At 64.6% G+C, this 20,134-nt stretch carries 18 protein-coding genes; 8 read left to right on the forward strand and 10 right to left on the reverse strand.

From position 1 onward, the window contains the following. Positions 1-497 precede the first annotated feature (497 nt). Positions 498-779, reverse strand: coding sequence for an SWIB/MDM2 domain-containing protein (locus K0S66_RS12140; protein ID WP_046410374.1), 282 nt, complete (start codon positions 777-779; stop codon positions 498-500). Positions 780-996: 217 nt separating this feature from the next. Here K0S66_RS12140 and fghA point away from each other — a divergent pair, with 217 nt between their 5' ends. Continuing rightward, positions 997-1,830: an S-formylglutathione hydrolase gene (gene fghA / locus K0S66_RS12145; protein WP_301075685.1), complete on the forward strand. Its 834-nt coding sequence runs from the start codon at positions 997-999 to the stop codon at positions 1,828-1,830. 98 nt (positions 1,831-1,928) lie between these two features. On the opposite strand, the gene K0S66_RS12150 is transcribed toward fghA, so the two are convergent. Beyond that, a complete protein-coding gene (locus K0S66_RS12150) occupies positions 1,929-4,958 on the reverse strand; it encodes a TonB-dependent receptor (protein ID WP_301075686.1) in 3,030 nt (1,009 codons plus the stop codon). A gap of 220 nt (positions 4,959-5,178) precedes the next feature. On the opposite strand from K0S66_RS12150, the gene folE reads away from it, so the two are divergent. Genes folE through K0S66_RS12165 form a run of 3 tightly spaced genes read left to right on the forward strand, consistent with a single transcriptional unit; the run spans position 5,179 to position 6,918 of the window. After that, entirely contained in the window at positions 5,179-5,808 is a 630-nt protein-coding gene (gene folE / locus K0S66_RS12155; RefSeq protein WP_301075687.1) for a GTP cyclohydrolase I FolE, read from the forward strand. Continuing rightward, positions 5,805-6,563, forward strand: a complete 759-nt coding sequence (locus tag K0S66_RS12160) for an SDR family oxidoreductase (RefSeq protein WP_301075688.1) — start codon at positions 5,805-5,807, stop codon at positions 6,561-6,563. The genes folE and K0S66_RS12160 overlap by 4 nt, the downstream gene beginning before the upstream one ends. Further along, positions 6,556-6,918 (forward strand): dihydroneopterin aldolase, encoded by a 363-nt coding sequence (locus K0S66_RS12165; RefSeq protein WP_301075689.1) that lies wholly within the window; start codon positions 6,556-6,558, stop codon positions 6,916-6,918. The genes K0S66_RS12160 and K0S66_RS12165 overlap by 8 nt, the downstream gene beginning before the upstream one ends. A 12-nt stretch (positions 6,919-6,930) precedes the next feature. On the opposite strand, the gene K0S66_RS12170 is transcribed toward K0S66_RS12165, so the two are convergent. Continuing rightward, positions 6,931-8,058, reverse strand: coding sequence for a hypothetical protein (locus K0S66_RS12170; protein WP_301075690.1), 1,128 nt, complete (start codon positions 8,056-8,058; stop codon positions 6,931-6,933). A gap of 92 nt (positions 8,059-8,150) precedes the next feature. Then, positions 8,151-9,809 carry a 2-isopropylmalate synthase gene (gene leuA / locus K0S66_RS12175; RefSeq protein WP_301075691.1) on the reverse strand — a complete coding sequence of 553 codons (1,659 nt, stop codon included), beginning with the start codon at positions 9,807-9,809 and terminating at the stop codon, positions 8,151-8,153. Between the two features lie 312 nt (positions 9,810-10,121). Between leuA and K0S66_RS12180 the strand changes: the two genes are divergently transcribed. After that, a complete protein-coding gene (locus tag K0S66_RS12180) occupies positions 10,122-10,517 on the forward strand; it encodes a BLUF domain-containing protein (RefSeq protein WP_301075692.1) in 396 nt (131 codons plus the stop codon). A 59-nt stretch (positions 10,518-10,576) separates the two neighbouring features. Here the strand turns inward: K0S66_RS12180 and K0S66_RS12185 are convergent, their stop codons facing one another. From K0S66_RS12185 to miaA, 6 genes are all read right to left on the reverse strand, one after another. After that, positions 10,577-11,221 carry a YceI family protein gene (locus tag K0S66_RS12185; protein WP_301075693.1) on the reverse strand — a complete coding sequence of 215 codons (645 nt, stop codon included), beginning with the start codon at positions 11,219-11,221 and terminating at the stop codon, positions 10,577-10,579. A gap of 83 nt (positions 11,222-11,304) precedes the next feature. Then, positions 11,305-12,057: a hypothetical protein gene (locus K0S66_RS12190; RefSeq protein ID WP_301075694.1), complete on the reverse strand. Its 753-nt coding sequence runs from the start codon at positions 12,055-12,057 to the stop codon at positions 11,305-11,307. A gap of 77 nt (positions 12,058-12,134) precedes the next feature. Then, positions 12,135-13,154, reverse strand: coding sequence for a ketol-acid reductoisomerase (gene ilvC, locus K0S66_RS12195; protein ID WP_301075695.1), 1,020 nt, complete (start codon positions 13,152-13,154; stop codon positions 12,135-12,137). Positions 13,155-13,247: 93 nt separating this feature from the next. Continuing rightward, positions 13,248-13,763 carry an acetolactate synthase small subunit gene (ilvN, locus tag K0S66_RS12200; RefSeq protein WP_301075697.1) on the reverse strand — a complete coding sequence of 172 codons (516 nt, stop codon included), beginning with the start codon at positions 13,761-13,763 and terminating at the stop codon, positions 13,248-13,250. A gap of 89 nt (positions 13,764-13,852) precedes the next feature. Then, complete coding sequence (locus K0S66_RS12205) at positions 13,853-15,598, reverse strand: acetolactate synthase 3 large subunit (RefSeq protein WP_301075699.1); 1,746 nt, start codon at positions 15,596-15,598, stop codon at positions 13,853-13,855. A gap of 75 nt (positions 15,599-15,673) precedes the next feature. After that, a complete protein-coding gene (miaA, locus tag K0S66_RS12210) occupies positions 15,674-16,600 on the reverse strand; it encodes a tRNA (adenosine(37)-N6)-dimethylallyltransferase MiaA (protein ID WP_301075700.1) in 927 nt (308 codons plus the stop codon). Between miaA and serB the strand changes: the two genes are divergently transcribed. The 3 genes from serB to K0S66_RS12225 all read left to right on the forward strand — a co-directional run bounded on the left by serB (position 16,593) and on the right by K0S66_RS12225 (position 20,042). Beyond that, positions 16,593-17,474: a phosphoserine phosphatase SerB gene (gene serB, locus K0S66_RS12215; RefSeq protein WP_301075701.1), complete on the forward strand. Its 882-nt coding sequence runs from the start codon at positions 16,593-16,595 to the stop codon at positions 17,472-17,474. The two genes, miaA and serB, sit on opposite strands and share 8 nt — an antisense overlap. 150 nt (positions 17,475-17,624) lie before the next feature. Continuing rightward, entirely contained in the window at positions 17,625-18,608 is a 984-nt protein-coding gene (locus tag K0S66_RS12220) for a LacI family DNA-binding transcriptional regulator (RefSeq protein ID WP_301075703.1), read from the forward strand. Beyond that, positions 18,609-20,042, forward strand: coding sequence for a glucoamylase family protein (locus K0S66_RS12225; protein WP_301075704.1), 1,434 nt, complete (start codon positions 18,609-18,611; stop codon positions 20,040-20,042). Positions 20,043-20,134 lie beyond the last annotated feature (92 nt).

The following is a 20,134-nucleotide window of genomic DNA, read 5'->3' on the forward strand; positions in this document are numbered from 1 at the left end:
TCGATGCTGCCAGGCGGGTTGTGCAACACCGCCCCGAGGGGCACCATACCAACCCCGGACTCCAGTTATGACTGGTAGAGCTTTGGGGAGCACGTCACCAGGCATGGCCTCAATCCCGACGCGGGCGGCTTCCTCCCGCGGGCTGAAGCGGAGCTGGCGGTCGGACTTCGCTGATGTGGACGATACTAGGCCGAAATCTCTTATCGTAAGATATTCTGGACGCGTGAAAAGTGAGCCCGCCGCAGGTGCATCGTGGCTGCGACCTCTAAGACGGTTCGGTAGTAGTGGTCCACAACTTAGCGGAAGTGGCTTCCATGGGACCAGAAGTTAGCGAAAATCGAGAGTTGGACCGAGCGGAAAATCTCATGGATCTCTTAGCAGCGTTGGTCCAGAAGGTAGCGCTCGTTACAGCCGCGCGGTGCGGATCTGCGGGCGACCTCGATCTATCAGGAAACGAGCGGACGCCACCCCTATGCGGCGCCCGCTCGACCGCCAGGTCAGGCCTTTACGTGGGCCGAGATGTACTTGTTCATCTCGAACATCGTGACCTTGTCCTTGCCGAAGACCTTCTGGAGCTTCTCGTCAGCCAGGATCTCGCGCTTGTTCTCGGGATTCTGCAGGTTGTTGGACTTGATGTATTCCCACACCTTGCTGATCACCTCGCTGCGCGGCAGCTTGTCGGTGCCGACGATTGCGCCGAGTTCGGGCGAGGGCTGGACAGGCGCATGAATGCCGCCGGTCTTGGGCTTGCCCTCCTCAGTCTTGGTCTTCGTAGCCATTGAATTCCTTCCTGTTGCGCCGGTCATCCGGCATCTCGCGGAATCACGCCGTTGCGAAGGCGTGACGTCCTTCTTGCGCTGACCGCGAGCGGTTGTCACGCCCTTGTATGAAGGTGGTGTAAACGTGGCGCTACCCTCGGGCGCCGGAAGGCCGGCGAGGAGTGGCCGTGCCGCGGCGAAGCGGCTACTCGGCGGGCAACAAACGACGGGAGCTAACGTGGAAACGATCAGCCAGAACAAGGCCTATGGCGGTGTGCAGGGTGTGTATCGCCATCAGTCCGCGACCACCGGGACGGACATGACCTTCTCGGTCTATGTACCGCCGCACGATGATGGCGCAAAGCTGCCGGTGCTTTGGTACCTCTCGGGTTTGACGTGCACTCACGCAAACGTGACCGACAAGGGCGAGTATCGCCGTTCGTGCGCCGAACGGGGAATCATCTTCGTCGCTCCCGACACCAGCCCCCGGGGAGGGGGCGTGCCCGACGACGAGAGCTGGGACTTTGGCCAGGGCGCGGGTTTCTACGTCGATGCGACGGAGGAGCCCTGGTCGACGAACTTCCGCATGCGGAGCTATATTGAGGATGAGCTGCCGGCGCTGATCGCGCGGGAGTTCCCAGCCGCCGACCTGTCGCGGCAAGGCATCATGGGTCATTCGATGGGCGGGCACGGTGCCTTGACGATCGCCCTGCGCAATCCCGCTCGGTTTCGTAGTGTCTCTGCCTTTGCCCCCATCGCCTCGCCGCTGAACTGCCCTTGGGGCGAAAAGGCACTGGGCGGGTATCTCGGGCCCGATCGCGGCGCATGGATGCCGTATGATGCCTGTGCGTTGATCGCTGGCGGAGCGCGACTGGACGCGCTGCTGATCGATCAAGGGGATGCCGATCCGTTCCTGAAGGAGCAGTTGAAGCCGGAGTTGTTGCAGCAGGCCTGTGACGAGGCGGGTATTCCGCTGACCCTGCGGATGCAGCCAGGCTATGACCACAGCTACTATTTCATCGCCACCTTCATGGACGATCATATTGCCTGGGCGGCCGAGCGGCTGCGCTGAGCTGGCACCGGCGGTAACGAAAACGGCGGGCCGTTGCCGACCCGCCGTTGTCCTTCGGAACATGAGGGGCGGTGTCGAAACCGCCCCCTGTTAGTGTCTTAGAAGCGGAAGCCGGCGCCAATGCCGTAACGGCGCGGTTCCAGCGTGAAGATGTTGGTGAACAGACCCGACGACTGATCGGTCAGGTACAGGCCGGTTGTTGCGTTGTTGTCGAAGATGTTCTGGATGAAGCCACGAACATACCAGCGGTCGTCCATGCCGTTCAGCTGGATCTGGGCATTGGCCTGCTCATAGCCCTGGATCCGGTTAACCCGGCCGTTGAAGATATTGCCGTAGCTCTCCCCGGTGTAGGTCAGGTCGAACCGCGGTACCAGGCTCATCCCGTTCGAGAATTCGAACGTCTTCTGGACGCCGGCCGAGAACTTCGCGATCGGCGCCTGCGGCAGTGAGTTGCCCTTGATGCTGACGCCGATGCCGTCGACCACCTGGATCAGATTGCCCGGGTTGAGCGGGCTGGTCGGGCCGGCCAGCGTCTGCAGGGTATTGCAGAGGCTGAACGCACCGGTGGGGGCACCGACGTTGGCGTCCACCGGATAAGGGGTGGGACCGCGCAGGCCGTTGGCCGCGGTCAGCCCGGCCGTCGTGTTGATCACGTTGTTCGCCGCACTGACAAAGGCTTCCGCCGCTGCCGCTGTGGGGCCACGAACGACGCAGTTGAAGGCGCCGCCAATGTCCTTGATGATCACGGTGTTGCGGTCGCCGCCCGACGGATCGCGCTGGTTGATGAACGGGCCATCCTCGCGGACACTTGTCTTCAGGTAGCTTGCGCCAAGGTTGATCGCCCAGTCACGCGCCGGCCGAATGATCGCTTCCGCTTCCACACCCCAGATGTTGGCATCGATGTTGTCGTTGATCGACGAACGGGCAACGATGCGGCTCAGCTGCAGGTTCTTGTACTGATAGTAGAAGCCGGTGACGTTCAGGGTAAGCTGTCCGTTGCCGAAGGTGTTCTTCGACCCGATTTCAAAGGCGTTGACGATTTCCGGCTCGAACGCGTCAGGGATGGTCAGGCCGGGAACCTGGACCGCAGGGTTGAACCCGCCCGACTTGTAGCCGCGCGAATAGGACGCATAGAGCAGGTTATTCGGCGTGAACTGGTAGTCGATGACGGCGCGGCCGGTGAATTCGTCAAAGGTGCGCTCGCGGATCTGGAACGGCTGGATGCCGGGGATCGTCGGATCCGCGTCATAGGTGCCATAGAAGGGCGAGTCGAAGGCGCTGCCAGTCTGCGTGTACGGCGTCAGGAAGCTGGCAAGCGTGCTGCGCGCACGGAGCGACTTGTTGTCGTTGTTGTAGCGCAGGCCCAGCGTCAGCTTCAGCTGGTCGGTGAAGGCGAAATAGGTTTCGCCGAAGATACCGTAAGACTTCAGCTTGAACTCTGGTGTGGCGTTCAGGAAGTAAGGCGTGGCGGAGAAGGATGGCGGTACGCCTGCTCCCGCCTGTGCGAGGCTCTGCAGCGATCCGAGCACGCCCGCGACGTAATCGATCGGGAAGGCGTTGACGTAATAGTCGCCGTTGGTGAGCTTGTTCTGGACGTAGATGCCGCCGAGCAGGAAGTTGAACATCCCGTCGAAGTCGCTCGAGATGATCGCTTCTGCTGACCATGCCTTCGTCTTCTGCGTCGAGCGGTCGAACGCCAGCGGCACGTTGTCGCAGCGCTTAAACCCACCATAGGCCCCAAGACCGTTGGGTACCGCATCCGATGTGCAAAGCGTTGAGCCGACACCATCCGGGATCAACGCATTGGCGATCGGTCGGAAATAGGGCGCGAGTGTCGGGCTGGCGGCAAAGGCAGAGAGGGCGGTCAGGCCAGGGATGATCCCCTGGGAGTTGCCGACGCCGAGCGAATAGTCCTGGCTCGAGTCGACGCTGGTCTCATGGTAGAAACCAGTCAACTGTGCGCGGACCGGCCCAAAATTGTGCTCTAGGCGGCCCTGCACCTGGAGTTCGTCGGTGAAGTAGGTGGGATTCACCGCCGAGGCGATCTTCCGGACGTCCGGCGAGTCAAGGTAGCCGGCGTAGGCGTCAGGACCGTAGAGGCTGTTGAGGCCCAGGAGCGAGGCATCGATGCCCGCCGCACGGAAGGCGCCAAAGGTAATGCCCAGGAACTCACGCGAGCCGAGCGTGCCGGTGAAGCTGGCGTTGGTGTTGCTGCGCTGGAAGTCGAGGCGTCCGTTCAGGCAGCCCAGCGTGCCGGTGGGATCGCGCTGACACTGCTGCTTCTGAATACGGAGACGGTCGTCCTTCTCGCGGAAGTAATAGCCCATGAGGTCAAGGGTCGTATCGACCGAGGGCTCCCAGCGGAACGAACCGCGGATCGCGTACATGTCGCGGCCATCGATCCGCGTGTCGTTGTAGATGTTCTCGGTATAGCCGTCGCGCTTCAGGTAGAAGCCGGCCAGGCGGACGGCCATCGTATCGCCCAGCGGGACGTTGATCATCCCCTTCAGCCGGATCGAATCGTAGTTGCCATATTCGGCGTCTCCGCTCGCGGAGAATTTGTCGGTGCGCGGCTTGGCAGTGATGAAGTTGATCACGCCCGAGGTCGCGCTGCGACCGAACAGCGTGCCCTGCGGACCGCGAAGCACCTCGACCCGCTCAAGATCGAAATATTCCGTTTCGAAGATGCGCGTGGCGAACAGCGGCGTGCCGTTGATATGGACGGCCGTGGCCGCATCGCACGAAATACCGACGCACAAATCGCCGATGCCACGGATCGTGAAGCTGGAACCCGTGAAGTTGCCCTTCGAGAAGGTGACGTTGGGCAATGACAGCTGGAGATCGGATGCGTTGTCGATCTGCTGCGCCTGCAATGTCTCGGCCGAGAAGGCGGAGACGGCGATCGGCACGTCCTGCAAGGTCTGCGCTTGGCGTTGTGCGGTGACCACGATATCCGACCCCCAGCCGGCTTCCTGGGCCGCTGGTGAGATACCCGGCGATCCGGGTGCCGGCTGGGCAGGTGCCGGCTGCGCATCAGACTGGGCAGGTGTCGTCTGGCCGAACGCGGTAGAAGGAAGCATCGCAAGCAACGCGACGGCGGAAGCAGAAAGCAGATCGATCTTGCGCATTGACATCCTCTCCTGGATCCGCGCCGGCTTTTTTCGCCGATCTGCGGTGTGCAATTTGCAGATAGGAAGGTAGCGCCATAACAATTCTTACGTCAAACAGATTTGCAGGCTTCACTTGCTTGTCTGATGATGTTTGTGACCGAAATGAAACAGTAGCCAATGTAAACCTTTGCTTCGGTGCAGCATTGGTCACATTGCATTGCACAAGGGTTTATCTTTGATGAGCGTTAAAGGGTCACCCGAAGATGGTGATATCGTTGGGGAAGACGGCAAGATTGCCGTCCCCGATCATGTTGCAAGTGCAATACGGACGCTCATCGAATGGGCGGGTGATGATCCGACGCGCGAAGGGCTGATCGATACGCCCAGGCGCGTTGCCCGCGCCTGGCGGGAATATTGCGCCGGTTATGCTGAGGATCCCGCGCATCACCTGGCGCGCATTTTCGAAGAGGTTGGGGGGTACGACGAGATCGTCCTGCTGAAGGACATCCCGTTCCAGTCGCATTGCGAGCACCATATGGCGCCGATCATCGGCCGTGCGCACATCGCGTACCTTCCCAGGAACCATGTCGTTGGCATCTCGAAGCTCGCACGCGTGCTGCATGCGTTTGCACGCCGTTTGCAGGTTCAGGAGCGACTGACCGCCGAGGTCGCCGACTGTATCTGGAACAGCCTGAAGCCGCAGGGCGTCGCGGTCGTGATCGAGGCCAGTCACGCCTGCATGACGGCGCGCGGCGTTCGGACGCCGGGTGTGTCGATGGTGACCAGCCGCATGATGGGCGTGTTCCGCGATGATGAGCGCAGCCGCAAGGAAGTGCTGGCGCTGATGGGTATGCAGGGGCGCGCGTGACGCGAACCGTTCTGGTGACTGGCGGCGGCCGGCGGCTGGGTGCGGCGATGTGTCGCGCCTGCGCTGCTTCTGGATGGCGCGTTGTCGTCCATCATGGCGCCTCGGGAGAGGATGCCGCAGCGCTGGCGGCGGAAATCGGCGGTATGACGGTGTCGGGCGATCTGTCGGACACCGCGCAGCTTGGCGAACTGTTCGACCGCGCCGTTACGGCTGCGGGTGGGCCAATCGCGGCGCTGGTAAACAGCGCCTCGCGCTTCGAGGAGGATCGCCCTGAAGCGATCGACCCCCGGCTTGCTGCGGAGCTCTACGCGGTGAACTGCACCGCGCCGACGCTGCTGGCAGCGGCGCTGGCGGCGCAGCCCGGCCTAGCCGATGGCGCGGTGGTCAACCTGCTCGACCAGAAGCTCGCCAACCCCAATCCCGACTTCTTCTCCTATTCCCTCACCAAATACGCTCTTGCTGGCGCGACGGAGATGATGGCGATGGCGTTCGCGCCGCGCATTCGGGTCAATGCCGTGGCGCCGGGTCTGACCCTGCCGAGCGGGGATCAGACGCCGGAGGAATTCGATCAGGTCGCACGCGAAAATCTGCTGCAGCGCCCGGTCGGTGCAGGGCAAGTGGCGGCCGCCGTTGCGTGGCTGCTGGATGCGCCAAGCATCACCGGACAGACAGTGTACGTGGACAGCGGGCAGCGTTTCGTGAAGCGCGACGGTGACGTCATGTTCGCTACCCGACGGGGAGCGGATCGTGGCTGAGTATTCGATCATTCTCGACCAGCTGGACGTCGCGATGCGGCTTGGCATTCATCCGCACGAGATGGTGCCGCAGCGGGTTCGCCTGTCGGTGGAAATGACCGTCCGCTATCCCCGGCCGTTGTCTGCGGACACAATCGACGAAGTCATGGATTACGACTTTGTTCGGGCGGGAATACAAGGACTTGCCGGCGGTCCGGGCTTCGCCTTGCAGGAAACGCTGGTGGAGGCGATCGCCGCGATGTGCCTGGCGGATCAGCGCGTGCAGCGGGTGAGAGTCCGCTCCATGAAGTTGGACGTCTACCCGGACGCGCGGGTGGGGTGCGAAGTGGTGCGGGAGCGTTCCGTTACGCCGTAGCGACGGGGCCGGTCAGCTGACCGGCCTAGGCTTTGCATCGGGATTGGTGAGGTCGACGATCTCAAACCCATCCATCGTCTGCCGACGCCGGGCGAGGCTGCCGATCGGGACTGTGTAGTTCGTGCGGCGCGTGAACCGTTCAACGCGATAGGTGCCCTCGTCACCAGCGTTTGCGACCGGAACGGGCGAGTAACGGCGGCCTTCCACCTGGGGAAGAATGGCCTGCGCCCATCGGTTGCCGGGTGACGCCTGGAGAACTTCGGCCTCGGCCGTGCGCCCGTCGGCTTTCACCCAAAAACCAATGTCGGCCCATTGCAGGCCGTCTTGTTCGCTGGAGGCGCGCGGGAGCGGGTCCGTGAAACCTTGCGAGCGCGACAGGAAGTTCGCGTCCGTATCGGCGACAAAATCATATGGGGGTTCCCAGACCAGGATCTGACGATCGCCCGCCGCACCGCCGACCTGATCCGCCAAATCGCCCGATTTGGCATTGTCGTCGAAGCGCGATTCGGCGCGAACTCGCATCACGCGGACCAGCTTTTTCAGCGACGGATCATTGGCGGCAGGCATTGCCTCGAGATCGTTGATCCGCTGCAAGGCGAGCGCCTTCTTACCCACGCCGATGTCGAGTCCCGCCAGCCGCATCCCGGTAAGGAAAGCAGCGCGGTCCTGGCCGTTCTGAAGTGCCGTCGCCTCGGCGGATCGATAGGCGTTCTGCGCGCGGCGATAGTCGCGCAGCTTCATCCACATATCGCCGAGCGCCACCGAGGAAGAGATAACCGCGTCGTCATCGGCGGGGAGGTTGTCGCGCAGCACCTGAACCTGATTGGCGACCGCTTCGCGGTAAGTAGTCCGATCGCCCTCGTGGATCGCCACGGTCGCATAGGCCTCATACAAAGCGGCGAGGGGGCGGGGATCAGTTGTTGCCTTCCCCTTGTTGCGCGAAACGGCAGCGGCGAGCAGCTTCTTCGCCTTCAAATAGTCGCCCTCGCGAAACTGCGATTCGGCCAGTGCGATCGTCGCCGTAGCGTCGCGCAGCGGCGTACAATTGCCTTTGGCACATTCCGCCTGAGCCTCGACCAATCGTTTACCAGTGATGACGATGTCGCCAGCCGCAGCCTGAACCATCAGCAACAGGGTCAAAATGGCGACTCTCCTCTAACCTGCATCATGTCCCGCTGGCGAATACTGTCAAGTCCAGCCGAGACTGTCGCAGATCGAGGAGAGTATCGCGTTCAGGCCCGATTGGCGGCGCTCAGCACCGCACGAACACTGGCGGTCGCGACATCGGTATCTATGCCGACGCCCCAGACGATCCGGCCGTCTGCGGTGCGACATTCAAGGTAGGCCGCGGCCTGCGCGCCCGCACCATGGCCGATCGCATGTTCGGCATAGTCTACCACGTCGAGCGTCGGCCCGGTCGTGTCCGCGAGCGCAGCGATGACGCCCGAGATCAGGCCATTGCCGCGGCCGGAGAGCGAGCGTTCCTCTCCGTCGATCGCGACGCGGCCGACGAAGCGGCGATCGCCGACGCTGCCGGTCTCGTCGTAATCGCGCAGAACGAAGCGATCCTTGTCGCCGGGCAGATAGATCCGCTCGAACGCGCCCCAGATGTCGCCGGCATTGAGCTCGCGGCTCGTCTCGTCGGCCAGCGCCTGGACGTGACGGCTGAAATCGGCCTGGAGGCGCTTCGGCAGCTTCAGCCCCTTGTCCTGCTCGATCACCCAGGCGACGCCGCCCTTGCCGGACTGCGAATTGACGCGGATCACCGCTTCATAGCTGCGGCCAAGATCCGCCGGGTCGATCGGCAGATAGGGGACTTCCCAGAAATCGTCGTTGCGTTCGGCCTGGGCGGTGAAGCCCTTCTTGATCGCGTCCTGGTGGCTACCGGAGAAGGCGGTGAACACCAGATCGCCGGCATAAGGCGTGCGCGGATGGACAGGAATGTTGGTGGCATATTCCACCGTCTTCACGATCCCGTCGATATCGCTGAGATCCAGCTTCGGATCGACGCCCTGCGTGTACATGTTGAGCGCGACGGTCACGAGGTCGCAATTGCCGGTACGCTCGCCATTGCCGAGCAGGCAGCCCTCGACGCGGTCGGCGCCCGCCATCAGCCCCAGTTCGGCCGCGGCGACGCCGGTGCCGCGATCGTTGTGGGTATGAAGGCTGATCACCACCGCCTCGCGGTTCGGGATGTGGCGACCGAAATATTCGATCTGGTCGGCATAGACATTGGGCGTCGCGCATTCGACCGTGGCGGGCAGGTTGAGGATGATCGGGCGCTCGGCCGTTGGCTGAAGCACGTCCATCACCGCGGCGCAGACCTCGATGCTGAAATCCACCTCCGCGGTGGAGAACGTCTCCGGACTGTATTCGAAGTGCCAGTCTACATTGGGCTGCTTGGCCGCTTCGTCGCACAGCACCTTTGCGCCCTCGATCGCGATGGCCTTCACTTCCTCGCGGCTCATGCCGAACACGATGCGGCGCCACGCGGGGCTGACCGCATTGTAGAGGTGGACAATCGCCGAATGCGCGCCGTGCAGGCTCTGGAAGCTGGTCTCGATCAGGTCGCGGCGCGACTGGGTCAGCACCTGGATCTTCACATCCTCGGGGACGCGATCCTGCTTGATCAGGCCGGAAATGAAATCGAACTCGGTAGCGCCGGCCGAGGGGAAGCCGACCTCGATCTCCTTCAGGCCCACTTTCACGAGCAGGTCGAAGAAGCGGGTCTTCTTCTCCGCATCCATCGGATCGATCAGCGCTTGGTTGCCGTCGCGAAGGTCAGTCGAGAGCCAGCGCGGCGCACGGGTGATCACCTGCGAAGGCCAGGTGCGGTCGGGGATGTTGATGGTCGGGAAGGGGCGGTATTTGGTCGACGGATCGCGCTGCATGGGTCGGCTCACTTCGCTTGAAGGGGCAGTTTCGGCTCTTCAGGTGCCCTTAGGCGCTTCGCGTGCCGCCCGCAGGGCGCACCGCGTTGGTCGCGCCTAAGGGCGCGTAAGTCGCAGAAGGAGGCCAAGTCCACGGATCATCGACATCAGGGGTGCCGCATTATAACCGGCTTGTCCACCCGCGGGCGCGACGATGTGCCGATCCGCCCCGGCAAAGTTGCGCCAGATTGGTAGCAAGACGCTGAATTTTGACGATTTCGTAAGGCATCGCTGACTAGCAAGGATGCGTCGGGAAAACGCAGAAGGACAACAGTGAGACAGCTTCTTTATATCAGTTCGGCCACTCCCGACGGGGCCGTTGATGTCGGAATCATCCTGTCAGTATCGATGCGCAACAATCGCCGTGACGGGGTGACGGGCCTGCTTTGGACCGACGAGCGCCGCTTCCTCCAGGTACTGGAGGGGGAGAGTGACGCCGTGCAGACGGTGTTCGATCGGATCAGCAGCGACCCACGCCATCGTGGCATCGTGGTGCTGCATGACCGCGCGATCGCGGTACGCGAATTCGGTACATGGGACATGGCGCGGCGCGGGCGCGCCGATACCGCCGATGCCTTCGATACCCGGATGCGGCATCACCTGGCCGCGGCGTCGCCGACCGTTCGGGGTACGTTCGAAGGATTGATCTCAGCGCGGCGCGCCGCCTGAGCCTGGAGATCGGGCGGCGCTGCGCGGGGCGATCCCGCCTCAGCGCCGCCAGTTCAGGTTTACTTCTGGAACGCGGCGGTGATCTTTAGCTTCACGTCGTCGCCGACCATCGGAATGCCGTAGCCGATGTTGAATTCGCTGCGGCGCAGCGACCCGGTAGCAGTGAAGCCGACATTCTCCTTGCCGCCCATCTGCGCGGGCGCCTTGCCGGCACCGTAGAAGCTGGCGTCCAGCACCACCGGGCGGGTGACGCCGTTGAGCGTCAGATTGCCCTCGATCCGTGCATTCTCGCCATTAGGCGTCACGCGCGTCGAGACGAAGCGGGCTGGCGCCGGCGCCGCGCCGAAGAAGTCGGCTGACTTGCCCGCCTCGGCCGGCTTCAGCATGTGCTTCGTCAGGCCGGCGCTTGCGGTCGTCACTTCGGCGACCGGAATGGACACGTCCACCTTCGATGCCGCCGGGTTCTTCGGATCAAGCGTCAGCGTGCCGGTGATGTTGCCGAACAGGCCGAAATACGGCGAGAAGCCGAGGTGATCGACGGTCCATTCGACCAGCGTGTGGCCGGCGTCGGCGGTGTAGGTGCCGCCACTGACGGCGGAAATGTTCTTCTGGCCGGGAATGGTGGGCGCGGGCGCCTGCTGCTGAGCGGCGAACACCGTGCCTGTAAGAAGAGCAGAGAAAATGAATGCATGTGCGATGCGCATGTGAATAGCCTCCCGGAAACGACCCAACCCTGGAGACCAGAACGCGCGGGCGCGGAAAAGGTCCGCGTGCGAAACGACCGGTTTCACTTATTTTCGATGCCGACCACGATATCGAACTTTATCCGCACCCACGCGCCGATCAGTGGCTTCCCGTTAACGCGCGGCGGGCGCACCAAGAACTGCCATGACGCGCGCCGCAGCCCACGGGCAATGCCCGATCCCGGCGTCTCGCCCATCTCGCGGCAATCCTCCACGCGATTACGCCCTACGGTGCGGCAGGCGATGATGCCCCAGCCGCTTTCCTGGCGTGCCGGCATGAAAGGGGAAAGCTCCGCCTTGGTCGGCTCGCGCACCCACTCGGCGGCATACAGCGTCTCGCCGTTCGGCCCGCCGCCGGCAACGCCCTCCGAGCCGCCACCCGACGCCGCAGCCTGGCCGGTGCCGCCGCTTTCGGCAGGCGCGCTGGGAATGCGGCCGATATCGGCGGAGGCATAATCGGATCGCGACAGCTTGATCACGCCGGGCAGCTCGATCGGTGGGTCGGGGATCGGCGGTGCGGGCGGGGTGACGGGGGGTGTTGGCGCGCGCTGTGGCGACGCCTTCGCCTTCTGCTGCGCGCGCGGTTGCGCCGCCTGCGGGGCGGGGCCGGGCGAGCTTACGTCAAAGGTCGACAGGATGCTGCCGTCGCCAGGCGGGCGACCCGGCCACGCACCCATCCGGATCAGCACCAGCACCAGCAGCGCGACCAGCAGCAGCGCGAGGCCCGACGATATCAGCCGCGCGCGCCAGGTCGGCCGGGCGCGGTACGTCGCATGAGTGGTGGACGCTCCCCGCATCGCCCGCCGCCTAATCGGTTGCGGCGGCGGGAACAATGCAGATGTGGCGGCCGATCAGTGTCGGCCGCCGGGGACGATCAGTTCTTTTCCTTGTCGACCAGTTTGTTCGCGCCGATCCACGGCATCATCGCGCGCAGTTCGGCGCCGGTCTTCTCGATCGGATGCGCTTCCGCGGCCTTGCGCGCGGCCTTCAGCTCGGGCTGGCCGGCGCGGTTGTCGAGCACGAAGTTCTTCACGAAGCGGCCCGACTGAATGTCAGCCAGGACGCGCTTCATTTCCTTCTTCGTCTCGTCGGTGATGATCCGCGGGCCGGTGGTGATGTCACCATATTCGGCGGTGTTGCTGATCGAATAGCGCATGTTGGCGATGCCGCCCTCATACAGCAGGTCGACGATCAGCTTGGTTTCGTGGAGGCATTCGAAATACGCCATCTCGGGGGCGTAGCCCGCCTCGACCAGCGTCTCGAATCCGGCCTGGATCAGGTGGGTGATGCCGCCGCACAGCACCGCCTGCTCGCCGAAGAGATCAGTCTCGCACTCTTCCTTGAAGTTCGTCTCGATGATGCCGGAACGGCCGCCGCCGACGCCGCTGGCATATGCGAGCGCGATGTCATGCGCATTGCCGCTCGCGTCCTGGTGGACGGCGATGAGGCACGGCACGCCGCCGCCCTTGACGTATTCGCTGCGCACGGTGTGGCCCGGGCCCTTGGGGGCGATCATGATCACGTCGAGGTCGGCCGGCGCCTCGATCAGGCCGAAGTGGATGTTGAGGCCGTGCGCGAAGGCGATCGCGGCGCCGGGCTTCATATTGCCCTTCAGGTCGTTCTCCCAGATCGCGGCCTGATGTTCGTCGGGCGCGAGGATCATGAGGATGTCGGCCCAGCCGGCGGCTTCCTTGTTGCTCATCACCTTGAAGCCGGCGTCCTCAGCCTTCTTCGCGGTGGCCGAGCCTTCACGAAGCGCGATCGCCACGTCCTTGACGCCGCTGTCGCGCAGGTTCTGGGCATGGGCATGGCCCTGCGAACCGTAGCCGACGATGGCGATCTTCTTGGCGGTGAGCAGGTTCAGATCGGCGTCACGATCGTAATAGACACGCATTGGTAGGTACTCCCTTGCTCGTCTCCCCGGATCCGATCCGGGGGCCCGGCGCACGGCCGGGCTGATGGGTTGGTTGATAGGTGGTGGTGAAACTCAGGCTGCCTCGTGGCCGCGGCCGATCGCGACGACGCCGGTGCGGGCGACTTCGATCAGGCCGACTTCGCCCATCAGCTCGACGAACTTGTCGATCTTCTCGATGCCCCCGGTCACTTCGAACACGAAGCTGGAGGTCGTCGCATCGACCACGCGGGCACGATAAACGTCCGCCAGGCGAAGCGCCTCAATGCGGTGGTCGCCCACGCCGCGGACCTTCACCAGCGCCAGCTCGCGCTCGACATGCGGCCCCTCGGCGGTGAGATCGCGGACCGTGTGGACGGGGACCAGCCGATCGAGCTGCGCCACGATCTGCTCCAGCATCGGCTTGCTGGCGGAGGTGACGATGGTGATCCGGCTGACCGCCTTGTCGGCGGTGATCTCGCTGACCGTTAGGCTCTCAATGTTATAGCCGCGCGCAGTGAACAGGCCGGCGATGCGGGCGAGGATGCCCGGTTCGTTATCGACGATGACGGCCAGCGTATGCCGTTCCGCGGTTTCCGATTTGATATGCATCGTAGGTCTCACGCCTCTCCCGCGCGCGGGAGAGGTTAGGGGAGGAAAAGTCTCGGGCGCTTCCCACGAAGGGGGAAGGGAGGGGGCGCTCAGACGAGCGCCTTGGCCTCATCGTCCATCGTGCCCGACACTTCGTTCGCCTGAAGGATCATGTCCGTATGGGCAGCACCGCTGGGGATCATCGGGAAGCAGTTGGCGAGCTTCGCCACCATGCAATCCACCATCACAGGCCCGTCATGCGCGAGCATGGCGGCAATGCCGTCCTCGAGCTGATCGGGGTGCTCGATGCGGATACCCTTCCAGCCATAGGCCTCCGCCAGCTTCACGAAATCGGGCAGCGAATCCGAATAGCTTTCGGCATAGCGGCTCTCATAGGTGAGCTCCTGCCACTGGCGGACCATCCCCATATATTCATTGTTGAGGATGAAGACCTTCACCGGCAGGCGATATTGTGTTGCCGTCGCCAGTTCCTGGATGTTCATCTGGATCGATGCTTCGCCGGCGATATCGATCACCAGCGCATTCGGATTCCCGAGCTGCGCCCCGATCGCCGCGGGCAGGCCATAGCCCATCGTGCCAAGGCCGCCGGACGTCAGCCACTTGTTCGGTTTTTCAAACCCGAAATGCTGCGCGGCCCACATCTGGTGCTGGCCGACCTCGGTGGTGATGATCGGCTCGCGCATATGCGTCGCCTCCCACAGCGCACGCACGGCGCGCTGCGGCATGATGACGTCATCGCTCTTTGGGAAGTTCAGGCACTGGACCGCGCGCCATCCCTCGATTCGGCGCCACCACTCGCGCGTGTCGGGTTTGGGATGCTGCCGCGCCTTCCAGATGCGCAGCATGTCTTCCATCGCATGGCCAGCGTCGGCGACAATGCCCAGATCAATGCGCACGGTCTTATTGATGCTCGACCGGTCGATGTCGATGTGCACCTTGCGGCTGTTCGGCGAGAAAGCATCGAGCCGGCCTGTGACGCGATCGTCGAAGCGCGCGCCGATCGCGACGATCAGGTCGGCCTGATTCATCGCCATATTGGCTTCATAGGTGCCGTGCATGCCCAGCATCCCCAGCCATTGCGGCGAGGTGGCGGGCAGGGCGCCCAGGCCCATCAACGTCGAGGTGACCGGAGCACCGGTGACCCGCGCCAGCTCGATCAGCAGCTGCGACGCCGCGGGACCGGCGTTGATCACGCCGCCGCCGGTGTAGAAGATCGGCCGCTCGGCAGCGCCGAGCATGTCCACGACCTGCTCGATCTCGCTTCGGTCAGCCTTCAGCGCGGGACGATACGTCTTGTGCTGGATCGGACCGGGCTTGGTATAGCTGGCGGTCGCGACCTGCACGTCCTTGGGAATATCGACCACCACCGGGCCCGGGCGGCCGGAGGTCGCGATGTGGAACGCCTCATGAATCACGCCGCCCAGCAGCGAGGGGTCCTTCACCAGGTAATTATGCTTTGTGCAGTGGCGCGTGATGCCGACGGTATCGGCCTCCTGAAAGGCGTCCGATCCGATCAATGCGGTAGGCACCTGGCCGGTGATCACGACCATCGGGATCGAATCCAGCAGCGCATCGGTGATGCCGGTAACGGCATTGGTCGCGCCCGGCCCGGAGGTGACCAGCACCACACCCGGCTTTCCGGTGGAGCGGGCATAGCCCTCCGCCGCGTGCGTTGCCGCCTGCTCGTGACGTACAAGAATGTGACGAATTCGCTTGGACCGGAAAAGAGCGTCGTAAATCGGTAGTACCGCGCCGCCAGGATAGCCGAAGATGACGTCCACGCCGAGATCGCACAGCGCCTCGACCAGGATGTCTGCTCCGCTTTTCTCAGTCACGTTCAAATTCCTTTCTCTACGTACACGCCCGGAGGAGCGGGCGAACGGGGGCGCTACGATCGCAAAAGTTGCGCGTCAAGGCAGAGTATTGAAATAATATTCCAGATCGATCGGCAAGGCTTTGGAGGTTCGCGGCCATTCCGACGGCGGTTGATGCCGAAACCACGTGTATTGGCGCTTGGCGTAACGCCGCGTGGAAAGGGCCACCCGCTCCTTTGCTTCGTCGCGCGACAGGGTGCCGGCGAGCATGGCGGCAACGTCTTCGACGCCGATCGCTCGGCGAACCGGCGCGGCAGGATCAACATCGTCGCGGGCGAGCAGCGCTGCGACTTCTTCCACCGCGCCATCCCCGAACATCGTCTCGACCCGCGCATCAATGCGGTGGTTCAGCAGATCGCGGTCAGGCAGCACGATCAAGGGGGCCAGCGTCACAGCGCCGCCGATCCCGCCGGCGCGCCTCGCCTGCCATTGCGCAAGCGTCCGACCGGTCGAGCGGACCACCTCCAGCGCGCGCGCGATCCGCGCCGTATCGCCGGGCGCCAGCCGCTGCGCCGCGGCAGGGTCCAGCACGGCCAGCTCCGCCTGTGCCTTAGTCACGGGGAGCGCGCGAACCGCCTCGCGAATGGCCGGGTCGATTTCCGGCACCGGGGCAATGCCGTCGAGCAGTGTGCGGATATACAGCCCTGTCCCCCCGGTCAGGATCGGCAGGCGGCCGGCGGCATGCGCCCGACCCACCGCCGCGCGTGCGTCCTCGGCCCAGCGAACCGCCGACCATGCCTCTGCCCCGTCGACATAGCCGTAGAGCTGATGCTCGGCGCGCGCCTCATCGCTCGCAGGGGGACGCGCCGTGATGACCGATAGGTCGCGATAGACCTGGCTGGCGTCCGCATTGATGATGACGCCGCCGGTTCGTTCGGCGAGCGCGAGCGCCAGCGACGACTTGCCGCTGGCCGTCGGCCCTGCAATGAGCGCCAGCGTCGGAAGGGAGTGCCGTTTGTTCACCGCAACGCTGATAGCAGCAGGGCGCCTGTCGCCCCAGACCCTGGCGGATGCCGTCGCCCGGCTGACGGACGCCGGCTGCATGCCGGGGGTAGTCGAATGGCTTGATGAGGGTGATGCCGCGGACATTCAGTTCGCCGGACAGCCGTCGGCCGCACGCGCGGCGCTGGAAGGCGGCGGGGACGGGGTGGATGTCGTCGTTCAGCCCATCGAAGGACGCGAAAAGCGCCTGCTGGTCGCCGACATGGATTCGACCATGATCACCGTCGAATGCATCGACGAGCTGGCCGACTACGCCGGGCTGAAGCCACAGATCGCCGAGATCACCGAGGCCGCAATGCGCGGCGAGCTGGATTTTGCCGCCGCGCTCGATGCGCGCGTCGCGCTGTTACGCGGGCTGGACGCCGGCGCGATTGACCGGTGCCGCGATGAGCGGGTCCGGTTGATGCCGGGCGCGGTCACGCTGGTTCGCACGATGCGCGCACGGGGCGCGACCACGGTCCTGGTATCTGGCGGCTTCACCGCCTTTGCCGATCCGGTCGGCGCACAGATCGGTTTCGATCGGGTGATCGCCAACCAGCTGATCGTCGCTGACGGCGCGTTGACCGGCACGGTTGCCAAGCCGATCGTCGATTCCGCCACCAAGGAGCGGACACTGCGTGACGCGCGCGCCGCGCTCGCCCTCGCCGATGCGGCGACGCTCGCGGTCGGTGATGGCGCGAACGATCTGGCGATGATCAACATCGCTGGGCTGGGCGTTGCGTATCATGCCAAGCCGATCGTCGCGGCGGCGGCAGGGGCCCGGATCGATCATAATGATCTGACGGCACTGTTGTGGGCGCAGGGGATCCGCCGGCGCGACTGGGCGTCAGGGTAACCGGCTGCGCCGACGTGCAGGACAGCGCCATCGTCCGCCTCGATCGGGAGAGCGCTCGCCCGTTCGGTCGTTGTGGATTGGCGTTGACGCGGTTGTAACCGGTTACGTAGACGGTCGCTCGATCAAGTTGCAAGTTTGGGGGGACGAGCGATGGCCGGAGCTACGATCCGCGATGTGGCGCGGTTGGCCGAAGTGTCGGTGGCATCGGTATCGCGTGCGCTGAACGGGCTGGCGAATGTCCACCCCGACACGCGCGCGCGTGTCCTCGCTGCGGCGAAGGAGCTGGGCTATGTTCCGCATGCGGGCGCGCGCAGCCTCAGCCTCGCGCGGACCAACGCGATCGGCGTCGTTCTACCCGATCTGCATGGCGAATTCTTTTCGGAACTGGTGCGCGGGCTCGACCGGGAGGCGAGCGCGCGCGGCTACCACTTGCTGCTCTCCAACATCCATGCCGATCGCGACCATGCGGCCAAGGCGCTGCGCACCATGCGCGGGCGGGTCGACGGGCTGGTGGTGTTGGCGCCCTATGCCGATCCGGTCGCTACCGCGGACCTGCTGCCGGCCAGTTTGCCCACGGTGATGATCAACACACCCTCGGCGCACGGCGGCGTCAGCCTCCGCATCGACAATCGCGCCGGGGCGGAGGCGATGGCGCATCATCTGGTCGCGATCGGGCGCCAGCGGATCGTTCATGTCACCGGCCCTGTCGGGAACACCGACGCGCAGGAACGGTTGGACGGTTTCCGAGCCGCTTTGCCAGAGGATATCGAGCTGATTGTCGTTCCGGGCGACTTTACCGAACCATCGGGGGAAGCGGCGGTCGCTCGACTGCAGGACGACGGCGTTGCCTATGATGCGATCTTTGCCGGCAACGATCTGATGGCAGTCGGGGCGCTTCGCGCCTTGCGGCAGGCGGGCCGCGCCGTGCCACAGGACGTGGCCGTCTGCGGCTTCGACGACGTGCCGCTCGCCGGTTATCTGTCGCTGACGACCATCCGGGTACACATGACGGCGGTGGGTGCGCGTGCGGCGGCGCGGCTGATCGATGCGTTGGAGGGTTGCGACGCGGGCGCGGCCGATGAATGGATCACCCCTGAACTGGTCGTGCGCGGCACCACCGTAACGGAGTCATGAATGCTTGATCGTCGCCTGTTTCTCGCGAACGCGTCGCTCGGGCTCGCGGGGGTGGTGGCGGGATGCAAGGATCCGGCGGTGCCGCTGGCGATCGGGGCAAAGGCACCCTCGTTGCCACTGCCGGATTTCTACGCCGAGATCGAGTATCGTACCTTCCGCTATTTCCGGGACACGGTGAACCCGCGCAACGGGCTGGTTCCTGAGCGCTGGCCGTCGCCCAGCGGCGCCAGCGTCGCGGCGGTCGGATGTGCGCTGACGATCTGGCCGATTGCCGTCGCGCGGGGATGGATCAAGCGCGAGCTGGCGCGGGACCTGACGCTGGCCACGCTGCGGTTCTTCGACACCGCGCCGCAAGGCGATGCTGCGACCGACGTCAGCGGCAATCGCGGCTTCTTCTATCGCTCGCTCGACATGAAGACGGGGCTGCGGCGCGGCAAGGCGGAGCTTTCCAGCATCGACACCGCCTTGCTCAACATGGGCATGTTGTTCGCCGCGGCATGGTGGACCGGGGACACGCCCGAGGAGCAGGAGATCCGGCGGCTGGGCGTCGACATCGCGGATCGCGCCGAATGGCTGTGGATGCAGAACGGCGGGTCCACCATCGCGCGCAGCTGGCGCCCGGAGGGTGGGTTCAGCAAGGAAGGCGTCGAGGGCTATGGCAACGGCATGGCGGCGGTCCTCCTGGCGCTCGGCTCCGGCCGGCATCCGGCGGAGGACGGTGCGTGGGAGGCGTGGTGCGCGCCCTATGTGCGGTTCTGGCGGGGCGAGGGCGAAACACGCCACCTCGCCTATGGCCCGCTGTCGGGGCATCAGCACAGCCACATGTGGATCGACTTTCGCGGCATCCGCGACACGGTGATGCGCGGCGCCGGGTTCGACTATCACGAGAACAGCCGCCGGGCGACCTATGCCAACCGTGCCTATTGCATCAGCAACCCGATGAAGTGGGACGGCTATTCCGGCGACCTGTGGGGCATCGCCGAATGCGAGGGGCCTGGCGCGTTCGCCCTGCCGTTCAAGGGCGAGAAGCGGACGTTCTTCGGCTATGGCCCGCGCGGGCCGCTTGATCAGCCTGGTGAACGCGACGATGGCACGATCGCCGCAACGGCGGCGCTGGGCAGCCTGCCGTTCGCGTCGGAGATCGTGATCCCTGCCGCGCGCGCGCTGGCATCGGTGCCGGGATTGTACCGCGAATACGGGCTGCTCGGCGCGTTCAACCGCAGCTTCCGCTACACCGATGAAAAGGTGTCGTCGGGTACGGTCAGTGCGGAAAACGGCTGGGTCGCACGGGATTACCTGGCGATGGGGCAGGCACCGGTCATCATCCAGGCGGGCAATTATCGTGACGAGTTCGTGTGGAAGGTGATGCGCCAGTCGCCGGTGCTCCGCCGCGGCCTCCAGCGCGCCTCCTTCACCAACGGCTGGCTGAAGTAGCCAAGGGGCCCCCAGAGGCTGCGCTGAACGCCCGCGTGGTCGCGCCGGGCGTTCAAGCCGCCCGACATTTCCCGTAACGCTGTCTCCAAGCC

The organism is Sphingomonas sp., assembly GCF_029239295.1.
Taxonomy (GTDB): Bacteria; Pseudomonadota; Alphaproteobacteria; order Sphingomonadales; family Sphingomonadaceae; genus Sphingomonas.

Coding starts and splice junctions, on each gene's coding strand:
- ilvN (WP_301075697.1), bottom strand. CDS start 13,763: ATGCATATCAAATCGGAAACCGCGGAACGGCATACGCTGGCCGTCATC.
- K0S66_RS12220 (WP_301075703.1), top strand. CDS start 17,625: ATGGCCGGAGCTACGATCCGCGATGTGGCGCGGTTGGCCGAAGTGTCG.
- K0S66_RS12185 (WP_301075693.1), bottom strand. CDS start 11,221: ATGCGCATCGCACATGCATTCATTTTCTCTGCTCTTCTTACAGGCACG.
- K0S66_RS12140 (WP_046410374.1), bottom strand. CDS start 779: ATGGCTACGAAGACCAAGACTGAGGAGGGCAAGCCCAAGACCGGCGGC.
- K0S66_RS12150 (WP_301075686.1), bottom strand. CDS start 4,958: ATGCGCAAGATCGATCTGCTTTCTGCTTCCGCCGTCGCGTTGCTTGCG.
- folE (WP_301075687.1), top strand. CDS start 5,179: ATGAGCGTTAAAGGGTCACCCGAAGATGGTGATATCGTTGGGGAAGAC.
- K0S66_RS12225 (WP_301075704.1), top strand. CDS start 18,609: ATGCTTGATCGTCGCCTGTTTCTCGCGAACGCGTCGCTCGGGCTCGCG.
- leuA (WP_301075691.1), bottom strand. CDS start 9,809: ATGCAGCGCGATCCGTCGACCAAATACCGCCCCTTCCCGACCATCAAC.
- ilvC (WP_301075695.1), bottom strand. CDS start 13,154: ATGCGTGTCTATTACGATCGTGACGCCGATCTGAACCTGCTCACCGCC.
- K0S66_RS12190 (WP_301075694.1), bottom strand. CDS start 12,057: ATGCGGGGAGCGTCCACCACTCATGCGACGTACCGCGCCCGGCCGACC.